The organism is Gilliamella sp. Bif1-4 (assembly GCF_001690535.1).
Classification (GTDB): Bacteria; Pseudomonadota; Gammaproteobacteria; order Enterobacterales; family Orbaceae; genus Gilliamella; species Gilliamella bombi.
On sequence record NZ_LZHC01000082.1, the window covers coordinates 1 to 902 of the forward strand.

Consider the following 902-nt stretch of genomic DNA (forward strand, 5'->3'; position numbering starts at 1 on the left):
CAACGGCAGTCTCCTTTGAGTTCCCGACCGAATCGATGGCAACAAAGGATAAGGGTTGCGCTCGTTGCGGGACTTAACCCAACATTTCACAACACGAGCTGACGACAGCCATGCAGCACCTGTCTCACAGTTCCCGAAGGCACTCTCGTATCTCTACAAGATTCTGTGGATGTCAAGACCAGGTAAGGTTCTTCGCGTTGCATCGAATTAAACCACATGCTCCACCGCTTGTGCGGGCCCCCGTCAATTCATTTGAGTTTTAACCTTGCGGCCGTACTCCCCAGGCGGTCGATTTATCGCGTTAGCTTCGGAGCCCATCACTCTAGGCAACAAACTCCAAATCGACATCGTTTACAGCGTGGACTACCAGGGTATCTAATCCTGTTTGCTCCCCACGCTTTCGCATCTCAGCGTCAGTATCTGTCCAGAAGGCCGCCTTCGCCACCGGTATTCCTCCACATCTCTACGCATTTCACCGCTACACGTGGAATTCTACCTTCCTCTACAATACTCTAGTTAACCAGTTTTAAGTGCAATTCCTAGGTTGAGCCCAGGGCTTTCACACCTAACTTAATTATCCGCCTACATGCCCTTTACGCCCAGTCATTCCGATTAACGCTCGCACCCTCCGTATTACCGCGGCTGCTGGCACGGAGTTAGCCGGTGCTTCTTCTGTAATTAACGTCAATTAATGTACCTATTAGATACATCTCCTTCCTCATCACCGAAAGTACTTTACAACCCGAAGGCCTTCTTCATACACGCGGCATGGCTGCATCAGGGTTCCCCCCATTGTGCAATATTCCCCACTGCTGCCTCCCGTAGGAGTCTGGACCGTGTCTCAGTTCCAGTGTGGCTGGTCATCCTCTCAGACCAGCTAGAGATCGTCGCCTTGGTGAGCC

General features: G+C 51.7%; 1 rRNA gene. It reads right to left on the minus strand.

What is annotated here, in order from left to right:
• Window positions 1-902 (minus strand): 16S ribosomal RNA (locus A9G25_RS11820); the annotation flags it as partial.